This window comes from Pseudomonas sp. Irchel s3b6, from assembly GCF_900187415.1.
GTDB lineage: Bacteria > Pseudomonadota > Gammaproteobacteria > Pseudomonadales > Pseudomonadaceae > Aquipseudomonas.
In genome coordinates, this window is record NZ_FYDM01000002.1 from 122733 (window position 1) to 136226 (window position 13494).

14 protein-coding genes are annotated in these 13494 nt (G+C 60.4%); 1 reads left to right on the top strand and 13 read right to left on the bottom strand.

Features of this window, described 5'->3' with window-relative positions; all coding sequences use genetic code 11:
- Nucleotides 1-9: 9 nt before the first annotated feature.
- From CKW07_RS04040 to CKW07_RS04060, 5 genes are all read right to left on the bottom strand, one after another.
- The gene (locus tag CKW07_RS04040) at nt 10-1221 is read right to left on the bottom strand and encodes an EAL domain-containing protein (protein WP_256577020.1); all 1212 of its coding nucleotides are present in this window, start codon (nt 1219-1221) and stop codon (nt 10-12) included.
- A gap of 107 nt (nt 1222-1328) precedes the next feature.
- Entirely contained in the window at nt 1329-2045 is a 717-nt protein-coding gene (locus CKW07_RS04045) for an MgtC/SapB family protein (RefSeq protein WP_095143713.1), read from the bottom strand.
- Between the two features lie 443 nt (nt 2046-2488).
- Nucleotides 2489-3217: an amidotransferase gene (locus tag CKW07_RS04050; RefSeq protein ID WP_095143714.1), complete on the bottom strand. Its 729-nt coding sequence runs from the start codon at nt 3215-3217 to the stop codon at nt 2489-2491.
- A 95-nt stretch (nt 3218-3312) separates the two neighbouring features.
- A complete protein-coding gene (locus tag CKW07_RS04055; protein WP_095143715.1) occupies nt 3313-5457 on the bottom strand; it encodes a 3-hydroxyacyl-CoA dehydrogenase NAD-binding domain-containing protein in 2145 nt (714 codons plus the stop codon).
- A gap of 26 nt (nt 5458-5483) precedes the next feature.
- Nucleotides 5484-6689: an acetyl-CoA C-acetyltransferase gene (locus tag CKW07_RS04060; RefSeq protein WP_095143716.1), complete on the bottom strand. Its 1206-nt coding sequence runs from the start codon at nt 6687-6689 to the stop codon at nt 5484-5486.
- Between the two features lie 608 nt (nt 6690-7297).
- Between CKW07_RS04060 and CKW07_RS04065 the strand changes: the two genes are divergently transcribed.
- On the top strand, nt 7298-8104 hold the full coding sequence (locus CKW07_RS04065) for a cytochrome c (protein WP_095143717.1): 807 nt from the start codon (nt 7298-7300) through the stop codon (nt 8102-8104).
- Between the two features lie 63 nt (nt 8105-8167).
- Here CKW07_RS04065 and CKW07_RS04070 read toward each other — a convergent pair whose 3' ends face one another.
- From CKW07_RS04070 to CKW07_RS04105, 8 genes are all read right to left on the bottom strand, one after another.
- Nucleotides 8168-8509, bottom strand: a complete 342-nt coding sequence (locus CKW07_RS04070) for a ribonuclease E inhibitor RraB (RefSeq protein ID WP_095078845.1) — start codon at nt 8507-8509, stop codon at nt 8168-8170.
- A gap of 202 nt (nt 8510-8711) precedes the next feature.
- Nucleotides 8712-8948: a hypothetical protein gene (locus tag CKW07_RS04075; RefSeq protein WP_095143718.1), complete on the bottom strand. Its 237-nt coding sequence runs from the start codon at nt 8946-8948 to the stop codon at nt 8712-8714.
- A gap of 121 nt (nt 8949-9069) precedes the next feature.
- Entirely contained in the window at nt 9070-9675 is a 606-nt protein-coding gene (locus CKW07_RS04080) for an START domain-containing protein (RefSeq protein ID WP_095143719.1), read from the bottom strand.
- 41 nt (nt 9676-9716) lie between these two features.
- Nucleotides 9717-9971: a YkgJ family cysteine cluster protein gene (locus tag CKW07_RS04085; RefSeq protein ID WP_095143720.1), complete on the bottom strand. Its 255-nt coding sequence runs from the start codon at nt 9969-9971 to the stop codon at nt 9717-9719.
- A gap of 157 nt (nt 9972-10128) precedes the next feature.
- On the bottom strand, nt 10129-10602 hold the full coding sequence (locus tag CKW07_RS04090) for a translation initiation factor 2 (protein WP_095143721.1): 474 nt from the start codon (nt 10600-10602) through the stop codon (nt 10129-10131).
- 90 nt (nt 10603-10692) lie between these two features.
- Entirely contained in the window at nt 10693-12132 is a 1440-nt protein-coding gene (locus CKW07_RS04095; RefSeq protein WP_095078841.1) for a PLP-dependent aminotransferase family protein, read from the bottom strand.
- Between the two features lie 201 nt (nt 12133-12333).
- Nucleotides 12334-13137 (bottom strand): OmpA family protein, encoded by an 804-nt coding sequence (locus tag CKW07_RS04100; RefSeq protein ID WP_095078840.1) that lies wholly within the window; start codon nt 13135-13137, stop codon nt 12334-12336.
- Nucleotides 13134-13490 (bottom strand): DUF4398 domain-containing protein, encoded by a 357-nt coding sequence (locus CKW07_RS04105; RefSeq protein WP_095143722.1) that lies wholly within the window; start codon nt 13488-13490, stop codon nt 13134-13136. Before CKW07_RS04105 ends, CKW07_RS04100 begins: the two co-directional genes overlap by 4 nt.
- Nucleotides 13491-13494 lie beyond the last annotated feature (4 nt).

Genomic DNA, 13494 nt, shown 5'->3' on the forward strand with positions numbered 1-13494 from the left:
GGATTTTTTTCAGCGAGCCCATCGCTCGCGTCTCGATGCCAACGTGCAACGCGCTGACCATTGTTCAAACGCCTGGCAGGTCATGGGACGCGCCAGAAAGTAGCCTTGACCGGTCTGACAGCCCATCGCGATCAGGGCGTCACAAATACCCGGACTGCTGACCCCTTCGATGACCAGGTCCATCTCCAGTGAGCGGCCCAGTGCCATGGTGCTGGCAATGATTGCCCGGTTGTGTGGCTCCAGAGGCTGTTGCACACACTCACCGTCCAGTTTGATCTGGTTGAACGGCAGATGGCATAACTGTTTGAGCGAAGAGAACCCCGAGCCAAAATCATCGATCGCCAGGCCACAGCCCAGGCCACGCAATTGCAACAGGCTGTGCTCGATGCTCGCTGGCAAATCGAGCAAGCCATTTTCGGCCAGCTCGAACGTCAATGAAGCACCTGGAAGCCGATGGCGTTGCAAGGCTCGCCGGACATGCTCGATCAACTCACCACTGGCCAGTTGCGAGGCATGCAGGTTGAACGCCAGTTCAAGTGCCCGGCCTTGAGCACGCAAGGTGTTGAGCAGGCTCAAGCCTTGATCGAACAGTTGCTTGAACATATCGTCGATCAGGTCGTACGCCAGCATGGCCGCCAGAAAATCCCCTGGCAGCAGCACCCCTCGCGAAGGGTGCTCCCAGCGCGCCAATGCCTCGACCCCGACCAGGGCACCGCTGCTCAACATCACCTTAGGTTGATACCAGGCGCGAAACTGACCCTGGTCCAGGCCATGCCTGACCTCGGATTCGCTGGGCAGTGCCGGTTCCGGCCGCCATGCAGACAAGGGTATCCGCCGACCGAGGCTGTAGCGATGCAACACCGCCTGCAGCTCCCGCAACAGCATGGGCTGCCCCAGCACGCCGAGCATTTTCAGGCCGGACAGCGAAACCATTTGCCCGACGGCGCGGTGCAGCTCCAATGGCAGCTCACCGTACAAGGCCAGCGCGCGGACCCGGCCCGAGGCACTGGCGCCATGCAGGAACTCCAAACGCTCCAGCGCCCGGTTGCTCACATCACATAAGACCAGGTCCACGCCGCCCGCCTCATGGAGCTGTCGCCATGCCTGCTCTGCGGCGCTAGCGTGCAATACCTCGCCCACCCCCAACCGATGCAGCATGTGGGTGAGCGCGTCACGTTGAAACCCTTGATTGTCCAGCACCAGCACCCTGGGAGGGTCCATAGGCCTAAAACACATTGAAAATCGAATGTGCAAATACTGGCAATGTGAACCCTATTCACAGGAAGGATCTGTCCCACAGCAACGTAGGAAATTTCCCAAGAAATACATCAGTCCGTGGTACTCGGGCTCCAGAACGCTTGTTGCACCAACGGCGAGAGGCTCAACCGCGCCACCAGAGCATCCAGCTCATCGCCATCCACCGATGTCGTGGCGAGGGTGGCTTCGATTTCCACTTCTTCGCTGCCAAAGGCATGTACGTCGACATCGCTGGCCGGATAGTTGCTGCGCTCAAGCTCAGCCTCAAGCAAGGCAAACACCGCTTTTTGCCGCGAGCGTTGGGCAATCACATAGACAATGTTGGTCACCTCGGCCGAAATGACGTCCAGCGGCTGGCGGTTGATGTTGTTGACGATCGGTCGCAGCAAGGTGTTTGCCGCCAACACAAACAAGGTGCCGAGCAAGGCTTCCAGCACCAGGTCGGCACCGGCGCAGGCGCCGACCGCTGCCGAAGCCCAGAGGGTGGCGGCGGTATTCAGACCGCGAACGTTACCCTCTTCGCGCATGATCACCCCCGCGCCGAGGAATCCGATACCGGACACCACGTAGGCGATCACCCTGACCGCCCCGTCGGCGCCACCGAGTCGGTTGGCCGTGTCGACGAAAATCGCCGCGCCCACGGCGACCAGTACATTGGTGCGCAGGCCGGCGGTACGCTGGCGGTACTGACGTTCGAAACCGATCAGCCCGCCCAGAATGAACGCGGCACTGAGGCTGACCAGGGTGTCGACCATCGAGGTCATGTTGATGTTATTGATGGCTTGCATGGGGTATTCCCTTCTCGTTTCGCGTCATGCCCGGGAGCGGACGCTGAGCGCCCACGACGGTTCCATCCGCAGTGTGGGGAACGGTCATGAACAACTGGGGTGTCGACAATCAAGACTGTCGATGAGAGGGGCATCGGGGACGGCCGGCATAGGCCGTGAGCGGGATGCCGCTGCTCGCTTGGGTGGCGAGACAACGGCACAGAACGTTGCGCGTTATCTTGCCGGGGAGTGGCCGGCTATCGAAACCGGCCGACAACTGTCACTGGAACACGTGGCCATTGTGGGCCTCCGAACAGGATGAAAACGCGCGCAGCTTACGCCGCAGGTACACCAAGAGCAAACCTGTATACAACAACCCGAGTATTAATATCGGTGGCGTTCAGCACGGGTTCAGATTCAGGCCGTAGCCCCCCTCGCGGGCAAGCCCGCGAGGAGTTGATACCTCAGGAAGTGGCGGCGTCGGGCTTGTGTGCGACAAAGCGCATCATCCACTCCGCAACGGTCGTGCCATGGTGGTCATGGGCCAGGCTGGCCACGCCCTGCTGGTAGATCTGCTCGCCAAGGTTCTGCTGACGGATGTCCAGCAACGCCCGCGAGTAGTCGTGAATGAACTCCGGATGCCCCTGGAAGCACAGCACCTGGTCGTTGATGTGGTACGCCGCGTACGGGCAAAAATCGCTGGACGCGATCACCGTGGCGTTTTCCGGTAGCGCGGTGACCTGGTCCTGGTGGCTGATCAACAGCGTCAGCTCTTCCCTCACCGGGTTCATCCAGGGCGCCTTGGCCGCCAGTTTGTAGTTGTGGGTGCCAACGCCCCAGCCCTGAGTTGCCCGCTCACTCTTGCCGCCCAGCAACAGGGCCAGCAGTTGATGACCGAAGCACACGCCCAGCAGTTTGTCGCCGCGCTCATAGCGCGTCAGCAGGTAAGTCTTGAGGGTCTGGATCCAGGGATCGGTGCCAAACGAATCGGCCTTGCTGCCGGTGACCAGATAAGCGTCGAAACTCAGCTCGTCGCTTGGGTACTGGCCCTGCATTACGTTGTAGACCGTGAACTCGGCAGCGATGGGTTGCTGCGAAAACAGACGCTGGAACATCTGCCCGTAACCCTGATATTGATCGACCAGTTCCGGACGCAGGATGTCGGTTTCCAGAATGCAGATGCGTAACGACATAGAAAGTACCTGACACGATAAAGGCAATAGCGCACACACCAGAGCCTGCCTTGAAACCCGGGGTCAAGGCAAGCCCGGCGCATGCCGCTAACCGGTCAGAATCGTTCGCCGCTGGCCGCTTTTTCCAGCAACAGGGCCGGCGGTGTGAAGCGCTCGCCATATTGTTGTGCCAGATACCGGGCGCGGGCGACGAAGTCTTGCACACCGTACTGGTTGATGAACTGCAGCGCGCCACCCGTCCAGGCGGCGAAGCCGATGCCGAAGATCGAGCCGATGTTCGCGTCGGCGGTCGACAGCAGCACGCCCTCCTCCACGCAGCGCACGGTTTCGATGGCCTGTACGAACAGCAGGCGATCACGCACGTCCTGTGGCGAAATCTGCCCGTCAGCCTGCTCGAAACGCGCTTTGAGTCCCGGCCACAAGTGCTTCTGGGCACCCGCCGGGTACTCGTAGAAACCGCCACCCGCCGCCTTGCCCGGACGCTTGTACTCGTTGAGCAGCAGATCGATCACGGCAAACGCCGGATGCTCCGTCAACGGTTTGCCTTCGGCTTGCAGGTCCTTGGCAGTCTGCTGCCGGATGTGGCTCATCAGACTAAGGGAAACCTCGTCGGAAATCGCCAATGGACCAATGGGCATTCCGGCCTTGCGCGCTTCGGTTTCGATCATCGGCGCCGCTATGCCTTCGCCGAGCATGGCGATCCCTTCGTTGGTAAACGTGCCGAACACCCGCGAAGTGAAGAAACCCCGGCTGTCGTTGACCACAATCGGGGTTTTCTTGATCTGCAGGACGAAATCGAAACCACGGGCCAGGGTTTCATCGCTGGTGTTGGCACCCTTAATGATCTCCACCAGTGGCATTTTTTCCACCGGACTGAAGAAATGCAGACCGATGAATTTCGACTGATCCGGGACCGCGGTCGCCAGGCCGCTGATGGGCAAGGTCGAGGTGTTCGAGGCGATCACCGCGTCCGTACCGACGACACTTTGCGCGGCCGACGACACGCGGGCCTTGAGTTCACGGTCTTCGAATACCGCCTCGATGACCAGGTCGCAACCGGCCAGGTCGGTATCCTGCTCGGTGGTCTGGATCCGCGCCAGGGTGGCGTCTCGTTGCTCGGCGCTCAGTTGACCACGGGCAACTTTCTTGTCCAGCAACGCCGCCGAATGAGCCTTGCCCTTCTCGGCCGCCGCCAGGCTGATGTCCTTGAGCACCACGTCTATCCCGGCCACTGCGCTGACATAGGCAATCCCGGCGCCCATCATGCCGGCACCCAGCACCCCGAGCTTTTTCGTCACGTGCGGCGCAAACCCTGCTGGGCGCGAACCACCGGCGTTGATTTCGTTGAGCTGGAACCAAAAGGTGCCGATCATGTTTTTCGCCACCTGGCCGGTGGTCAGTTCGGTGAAATAACGGGCCTCAATCAACTGCGCGGTGTCGAAATCAACCTGGGCGCCCTCGACCGCCGCACAGAGGATTTTCTCTGGCGCCGGCATGCAACCCTGGGTCTTGCTGCGCAGGATCGACGGTGCGATGGCCAGCATTTGCGCGACTTTAGGGTGCGATGGCGTGCCACCCGGGATTTGGTAGCCCTTCACATCCCAACGCTGCACCGCCGCCGGGTTGGCGAGAATCCAGGCCCGGGACTTGGCCAGCAATTCAGCATGATCCGCCGCCAGTTCATCGACCAACCCGGCTTGCAGGGCTTGCGACGGTCGGACTTTCTTGCCTTCGAGCAGGTAAGGCAGCGCCTTTTCCAGGCCCAGCATGCGCACCATGCGCACCACCCCGCCACCGCCCGGCAGCAGGCCGAGGGTCACTTCCGGCAACCCGATCTGCACCGAGCCGTGGTCCAGGGCCACACGGTGATGGCAGGCCAGGCAGATCTCCCAGCCACCCCCCAGCGCTGCACCATTGATCGCCGCTACCACCGGTTTGCCGAGGGTTTCCAGGGCGCGCAACTGGCCTTTAAGCTGCAGCACACTGTCGTAGAAGGCCTTGGCTTCAGGCTTGCCAACCTTGATCAGTTCGTTGAGATCGCCGCCGGCAAAGAAGGTTTTTTTCCCGGAGGTGATGATCACCCCGGCGATGGAATCCTTGTCGGCCAACAAACGCTGGACGCAGTCGGCCATGGCCTCGCGGTACACCGCGTTCATGGTGTTGGCGCTCTGGCCCGGCATGTCGATGGTCAGGACCACAATCCGGTCCGGCCCCTTTTCGTAACGAATGGCATCAGTCATGAACAGGTTTCCTTGAAGTCGGGGGCTCAGTAGCGTTCGATGATGGTGGCAATGCCCATGCCGCCGCCCACACAGAGGGTTGCCAGGCCGTAACGTTGCTGACGCACTTCCAGCTCATCGAGCAAAGTGCCGAGAATCGCGCAGCCGGTGGCGCCCAACGGGTGGCCCATGGCGATAGAGCCTCCGTTGACGTTGACCCTGGCCGGATCAATGGCCATGTCCTTGATGAACTTGAGCACCACCGAGGCGAAGGCTTCATTGACCTCGAACAGGTCGATGTCCTCTACCCGCAGCCCGGCCTTGGCCAACGCCTTGCGGGTGGCCGGCGCGGGGCCGGTGAGCATGATGGTCGGGTCGGTGCTGGTGACGGCCGTGGCGACGATTCGCGCTCGCGGCTGCAACCCCAGTGCCCGCCCACAGGCTTCGGAGCCAATCAGCATCAGTGCCGCACCGTCGACAATCCCGGAACTGTTGCCCGGTGTATGCACGTGGTGGATGCGCTCCACGTGGCTGTAAACCCGCAACGCCGTGGCATCGAAGCCCATCTGCCCGATCATCTCGAAACTCGGCTTGAGCTTGCCCAGGCCTTCGAGGGTCGAGTCGGCGCGGATGAACTCGTCGTGATCGAGCAGGACAATGCCATTCTGATCCTGTACGGGCACCAGGGACTTGCTGAACGAGCCGTCTGCCCGCGCCCGTGCAGCCTTCTGCTGGGAATGCAGGGCAAAGGTGTCGACGTCATGCCGGCTGAAGCCCTCGAGCGTGGCGATCAGGTCGGCGCCCACGCCTTGCGGGGTGAAATGGGTGTGCAGGTTGGTCTGCGGGTCCAGCGCCCAGGCACCGCCATCACTGCCCATCGGCACGCGGGACATGGATTCGACACCGCCGACCACCACCAGGTCCTCGAAACCGGAGCGCACTTTCATCGCGCCGAGGTTCACCGCCTCGAGGCCCGACGCGCAGAATCGGTTGATCTGCACCCCGGCGACGCTGACATCCCAGTCCGCCACCAGCGCCGCGGTCTTGGCGATGTCGGCACCCTGGTCGCCCACCGGCGTGACGCAGCCCAGCACGATGTCATCGACCTGGCTGGTGTCGAGTTGTGTACGCTGCTGCAAGGCCCCCAGCAGGCCGGCCACCAGGTTCACCGGTTTGACACCGTGCAAGGCGCCATCCGCCTTGCCACGGCCACGGGGCGTGCGTATTGCATCGAAAATCAAAGCTTGGGTCATGACATCCTCGTACTGCCGGGCAGGTAAAAGATCAGCGAGTCCTCACCTTAGGCTCAGCAGCGGCGGATTCAATGACCGAAGCGCTCAACGGCCTTGACGGTCACGCTCAGACGGACGGTAGTCTGCTATCGGATTAACCGTTTCAGGTCACCGAACTGTCTAGCAAAAGGGCGGCAAAGCAGCTGGCAATAGGCCTCATGCTTTTTTAGTAGCAACTTGTACTTGTTTGATACGAAATGGATCTAAACCACAGTCGGCGTGGCCCCTAAGGTAAAACGTACGAGGTTGTCGTCGGGTTTTGCCGAGGCACCCGTGATGAAGGGAATTACAGCGCTTTGCCGTCATGGAGAAATGCAGGCAAGCATTCGACGCTCAGGAAATAACAAAAAAAGGCGGTCAGCCATGTTCAAACAATCGAAAGTGCGTCAAGCCGGGCTCATTCTATTCGCCACCACGCTGCTCCTCATTTTGCCGAACCTGACCAAGGTCATCGGATAATCGGGCAGGATTATTTGCGGTACCTTTCTGAAAAAACCGAAGTGCTCGCTTTCCGGCTCCGTGTGCGTGTGCCAACCTTGGCGACATGACCACAACCGGATGGCGATCACTTGAGAGCGCTTCTTTTGCTTGGGGCCTTGCTGCTCAGCACGCCCTTGTATGCCGCGCAACTGGTGCTCGACCTGGGCTCCGGCAGTCGCACCTGGAAAACCGAGGAGCTGCTCAAGCATCCTCGGGTGCAAACCATCACGATCGCTGACGATGTCTCCTACAAGCGCACCATGAATTATCGCGCGGTGCCGCTGGCAGCGTTGTTGACCGGCGTACAGGCCAACGACCATGTGCAGGCGGTGGCCCTGGACGGTTTCGCCGCCGAACTGTCGGCAGCGCCCCTGCTCGGCACCACCGGCGCGCGGGCGTGGCTGGCGATCGAAGACCCGGCCGAGCCGTGGCCGGCATTGTCGGAGGGCAAACCGGGCGCCGGTCCGTTCTACCTGGTGTGGACCGACCCTGAGGCCGGGCATATCAGCCCCGAGCAGTGGCCTTTCCAGGTGGCCCGCATCCAGCGCCTGGCGCCGGTCGCACAACGCTTCCCTGCCCTGCTGCCGGATCCCGCGCTGGCTACCAGTGACCCGGTGAACCGGGGCTTCGCGCTGTTCCAGAAGAACTGCCTGGCCTGCCATCGCCTCAATGGCGCTGGTGATGCGCAGTTCGGCCCGGACCTGAACATTCCCTACAGCCCGACCGAGTACTTTGGCACGGACTTCCTCAAGCGCTATATCCGCGACCCGCAAAGCCTGCGTCAATGGCCACAGGCGAAAATGCCGGGGTTTTCGGCCAGTGTATTGACCGATGAGGAGCTGACGATGCTGGTGGACTATCTGAAGCATATGGCGGGACGGAAGGTGACACCGTAACGGCAAATGAAAACGGCCGACCCTGAGGTCAGCCGTCGCTGAGTGTTGTCGCTGTTCATAGTGTTATGCGAGTAGCCCTCGTACCTCCTGCTTGACGCCCCAACCCTCGATAATGCCGCCCAATGGCCCGACCACCGCCTCGAAGTCCTGTTCGAAATCACCGATACCGCCATAGGTGGCGTACATCACCTTGCTCAGCTCCAGATGCCAGGCGCCGTCGTCGCGCACACTGATCTGTGCATTCAAGGATTCACCGCGAAAATGTCCTGCCGCCCTGCGCGCCCGCTCCTCGTCCGGGAAAATGGCGTAGAACTCGATGGGATGGAACCGGGAAAAATCAAAACCGCCTTCTTTCATGCGGCGCAGCACGCTGCTGCTGATGTCTTCTTGATAGGCTGTGCTCATGAAACGTCCTCCTTAAACCATGGATAGACTTTCCGTACTCCCTGCGCCCGCAACCGAATGGTGAGAGCGATACGGCAAGAAAATGCCGCCGGGAAACAAGCATGTAGCTGACAAGACCAGACCTTAGCGATCCATTCGCTGATCTCGATTGCAGAGTAGCCTCAAGTCAGAGCGCCTGCCAAGGCCTGGTTGCGGGAAGGGTTCAAGAAATCAGGGAGATGCTGAGGATTTGGATGCTGTTCTGCTCTTTCAGGCTTTTGAGCGTGGGATCCTCGATACGCCCCTCCAGATCATTGAGGTCCAGTTCAGCCGGGACCGGGAGGAGTCTGGTGCGGATCAATTGCGCCGCCTTTTCCATATCAGGCTTTTGCTCACAGTCAAAATGCTCGACGGTTTGCACACCATGATTATCAACGAAGGTGATTTCCCACTTTTGCATCGGTGCCTCCTCGATAAACCCCTCATATGGGCTTACTACCATCTCGACACCGAATCGCCGGCAATCGTTCCCGCTGCCGACGGCGATAGGAGCGAACGTGCTCGCTCCTACCTCCCAGTCCTCACTTCTCGGCGCGCTCTTTCAGGGACTTCAAGGTATTGAAGGGCGCATCGACCACGAACTTGTTGGCCACCATCGCCGGCACGCTGCCACCCGGCTCGGTATGCACCTGATAGGTCACTTCGACTTGATCGCCTTTGGGGACAAACTTCCAGAACCCCTTGACCTGGGCGACCCGGACAAAGCCTTTTTCTTCGGGAATGTACTTCGGCATACCTTCAAGGTTACGGGTCAGGCTGCCATCGGCGCTCTCGACGGTAGTGACCTGCAGTACCGAGTCACGCGGGGTGACCGGCCAAGGTGTATTGAACTGGGTGTAGGTCCAACTCTGATCGCCTTCGTGCTTGAGCAGTTTCTGGGTCTTGCACTCGTGAATCCAGGAACAGGCGCCTGACACGTCATCCTGCAGTGCGCGCAGCTTGGCGACGGTGGTCTTCATCAGGGTGACCCCCTGATAGGACTTGTAGTCGGAACCGGGTATTTCACTCAGGGAGATCTTGATGCCATCTTCGTTCTTGGCGACCGTCCAGCTTTCGGCCTGAGCGGCGGTCGAGGCCAGTACGGCGGTCAAACCACACAACACAGCGATACGATGCAGCGAACCCATAGTCTTATTCCTTATTGTTGAAGTTCCGTTCGTTGAACACACTACGCCGCCGTCATTTGCTCCCACCAACCGAGCAACCTGATCGCCTCTTCACTGCTGGCACCACAGACTTCAACATCCGCCTGAAACGAACCGCACACTGCGGGTCGTTCGGGCTGGCCGAAAATGCTGCACAGATTATCGACAGACAGTTGCACACAGCGTTCTCCCGCAGCCTTGCCATTTGGCATGCCGGGAATCGGGGTACTGATGGAAGGGGCAATGCAGCAGGCGCCACAGCCTTCTCGGCATTTCATGACGTCAAGCTCCTCGCGACGGCTAATGTGTTGAATGACATGGGCTAGAGTAACCGCTAAAACAGTCGTTTGAAATTGGCTCGATCGCGGTTTTTCACGCAACTGCGCGTGACCGGTCAGTCGTGCGACAAAGTGCCGGGGTGCGGGGTCACACCGTTCACTGATTGAACTGAAATTCCAGCGCCGCGCCCTCGACTTCCCGCCGATCCTCATTGCGCATCTGCAATTGCAGTTCGTTGGTAATCAGCCGGCCATTGAGCTGAAATTTGCTTTCTTCCTTGGGTTTTTCACCAAACAGCGGCGGCAGCAAGGGGGCTCGCCTGACCAGAGGCAGGCTGCCAATCGGCTGCAATTGCCTGACCATATCGGATGGCAGACTCAAATCCACATTGGCCGATGGCAGCTCGGTGGTCCTGACCACCTCACTGGCGGCCCTGGATTTGGAGGCAATAGGCGGGCGCTCTTTCTGCGGTGCCGGTTTCTTCGCCACATGCGCCTGGTTCACCGGCTCAACCGTCGTTACAACAGGGTTCACGGTACTTTGCGCAGCGGATGCCGCCAGCGCCTCGTCCGGGCTCAAGACACTCAACAGGCAAGCCAACACCAGACCAGCAGGAAAAATCGCGTTCATGACCCTACAGCACTAACGGCAGAGGGCCATATGCTCGCTTGTTGCAAGGTCGCTGACAAGCGCCCATCGCGATTGACCCGGTCCGCCCCCTCAAAAGCCGCTGGCGGTTTCCTGGCAAAGCTGGGTGGCAAGCATGCCGAGCGTCATCAGCGCGCGCTCGGCCTCACGGTTCCAAGGCGTCCCGCAATTGAGGCGGATGCAGTGGTTGAACTGCTCGGTGTTGCTGAAGATCAGCCCTGGCGCGATGCTGATCCCCTGCTGCAGCGCCCGCACATGCAGTTCCTGGGTATTGACCCGCCCCGGCAGGCTGACCCACAGGATGAATCCGCCCGTGGGCCGGGTCATCTGCGTGCCTTCCGGAAAATACTGCTGCACGGCCAACTGGAAGGCGCTGAGGTTCTTGCGGTATTCCTGGCGAATGTAACGCAGGTGCCGATCGTAACCGCCGTTCTCCAGATAAGCCGCGATCCCCATCTGCGTCACGCTGCACGCCGAGTGTGTGCTGAAGGTCTGCAAGCGCTGGATTTCCTGCTGATACTTGCCGGCAATCATCCAGCCGATGCGCACGCCCGGCGACAAGGTCTTGGAAAAGCTCGAGCAGTAGATCACCCGATCCAGCCGGTCATAGGCCTTCAGGGACTTGGTGCGCCCCTGCTCGAACATCAATTCGCCGTAGATATCGTCTTCGACCACCTGGATATCGAAATCCGACGCCAGACGCAGCAGTTGTTTCTGCCGCTCTTCGGGCATGGTGCCGCCCAATGGGTTGCTCAGGCGCGTGGTCAGCACCAACGCCTTGATCGACCACTGGTTGGCGGCCAGCTGAAGCGCTTCCAGGCTCATGCCCGTGGCCGGGTCGCTGGGGATCTCGATCACCTTGAGCCCGAGCAGGTCGGCCAGTTGCAACAAACCGTAGTAGGTCGGCGACTCCGCGGCGATCAAGTCGCCGGGACGGGTCAGTACCCGCAGGGACATCTGCAAGGCATCGACACAGCCGTGGGTAATCACCACTTCGCTAGGATCGACCACCACCCCGGCATCGCGCATGCGGATCGCCACCTGGCGCCGCAGCGGCTCGAAGCCCGGGCTGAACATGTAACTGAACGCCCGCGGGCTGTGAAAGCGCGTGACCTTGGCCAATTGCTGGTGCAGCGCCCGCACCGGCAGGTAGTCGACACTGGGCACCGCGGCCCCTAGCGGGAACACCCCTTCGCGGCGCGATTCCACCAACACTTGCTGGATGATGCTGCTGCGGGTCACCAGACCAGGACGCTCGACACGGGCGATATCCGGGGTCGGCGCTGTCAGTGCCGGTGTCTGGTGCACGTAATAGCCCGATTGCGGACGCGCGCGAATCAGCCCCTGATCTTCGAGATTGGCATACGCCTGAAGCACGGTCGCATGGCTGACATTGAGCTGCGAACTCATCTTGCGTACCGAGGGAACGCGTTCGCCGGGCTGATAGACGCCGCGCCGGATATCCTCAGCGAGCTGCTGAGCGATACGTTGATAGAGCAAAAGATTGGTCATGACGCAGCACTCGATTTCACGGGCATTTTATTCTTGTGTGAAACACTACCGGAACAGTTTGGAAGTGTACTGGGACAGTTACTACAATAGTCGACCATACAGTGCAGTGTCAGCAAAAACTGTACTGTTTTGTGGAGCCTTTCGCAGGCATAAAAAAACCCGGCACCTCTGAGGGGGCCGGGTTTTCCAGTGACGCTGACCTTAGCGGGCGGCGCCTAGCTGGCCTTTTTCATCGGAGAAGACAATTTCAACCCGACGGTTCTGCGCGCGGCCGCGCTCGGACGCGTTGGCCTCTACCGGGTATTCATCGCCGTAGCCTTCGACCTGAATGCGTTTATCGTCAATCCCCAGGTCCATCAGCATGTTCGCCACCGCCTGGGCGCGATCGCGGGACAGTTTACGGTTCTCCTGCTTGCCTCCCGTGCTGTCGGCGTAGCCCTCGATGCGGACCACGCGCTTGGGATTGAGCTGCAGGAACTGGACGATCTTCAATACGGTACGGTTGGCCGAACTCTTCAGCTCCGCCTCACCGGTGTCGAACAACACATCCCCGAGCGTCATCACCAGGCCGCGATCGGTCTGGGTGGTCGCCAGGCTGATGATTTGCTCCTCCAGCCATTTGCCCTGTTGCTGCACACTGAGCAACTTGGCTTCGCGCAACGCCAGTTGCAGGCGCTGACGCTCCAGCTCAAGCTTGGCCGCCCGCTCCTCATTGAGCACTTTCTCGCTGTGCTGGCGGGCAATTTCGCTGTAGCGCTGACTCAGGTAGGCGTAGTGCTGCACATCGGCACCACTGCCCCAGTAGCTGGACAGGCGATCGGCCCGCGCCAGGGACTCACCGGCACGAATCACGTCTTTGGGGGCAATGCGCAATACGTTCGAGTCTTCCTTGACCTTCTGGAAGTCAGCGCTGGCCTGTTGCAACGCAACGTCACTGTGCTGGCCCGCGCAACCGTAAAGGCCGACCAACAACACCCCACCCAATACTCCGCTCTTCAGGTTCATTGGGCGTCTCCCAGCTGCTTGCGCAGGCGAGCGATGCGGGTATTGAGCACGTTGAGTTGTTCCTGGCTTTTCAGGGTCAGGACCTTGGCCTCTGCCAGGCGCGCATCCAGCTCGGCCTGTTCGGCCTGCATACGGGCATCCTTGAACGACTGATCGGCCATATCGGCCTTGGCCCGGGTGTACTTGTCTTCAGCCAGTTTCAGCTCAGGCACTTCCCCGGCGGTTGCCCCGACGGCGGCAGCCTGTTCCAGGGCCTGCCCGGTCAGACGCATTTGTTCATTCGGCGCCGGATCGGCTGCACAACCCGCCAGAGCCGTAACGGCCAGGGCAGCGAAAAGAGGTCGAATAGTCACTAAA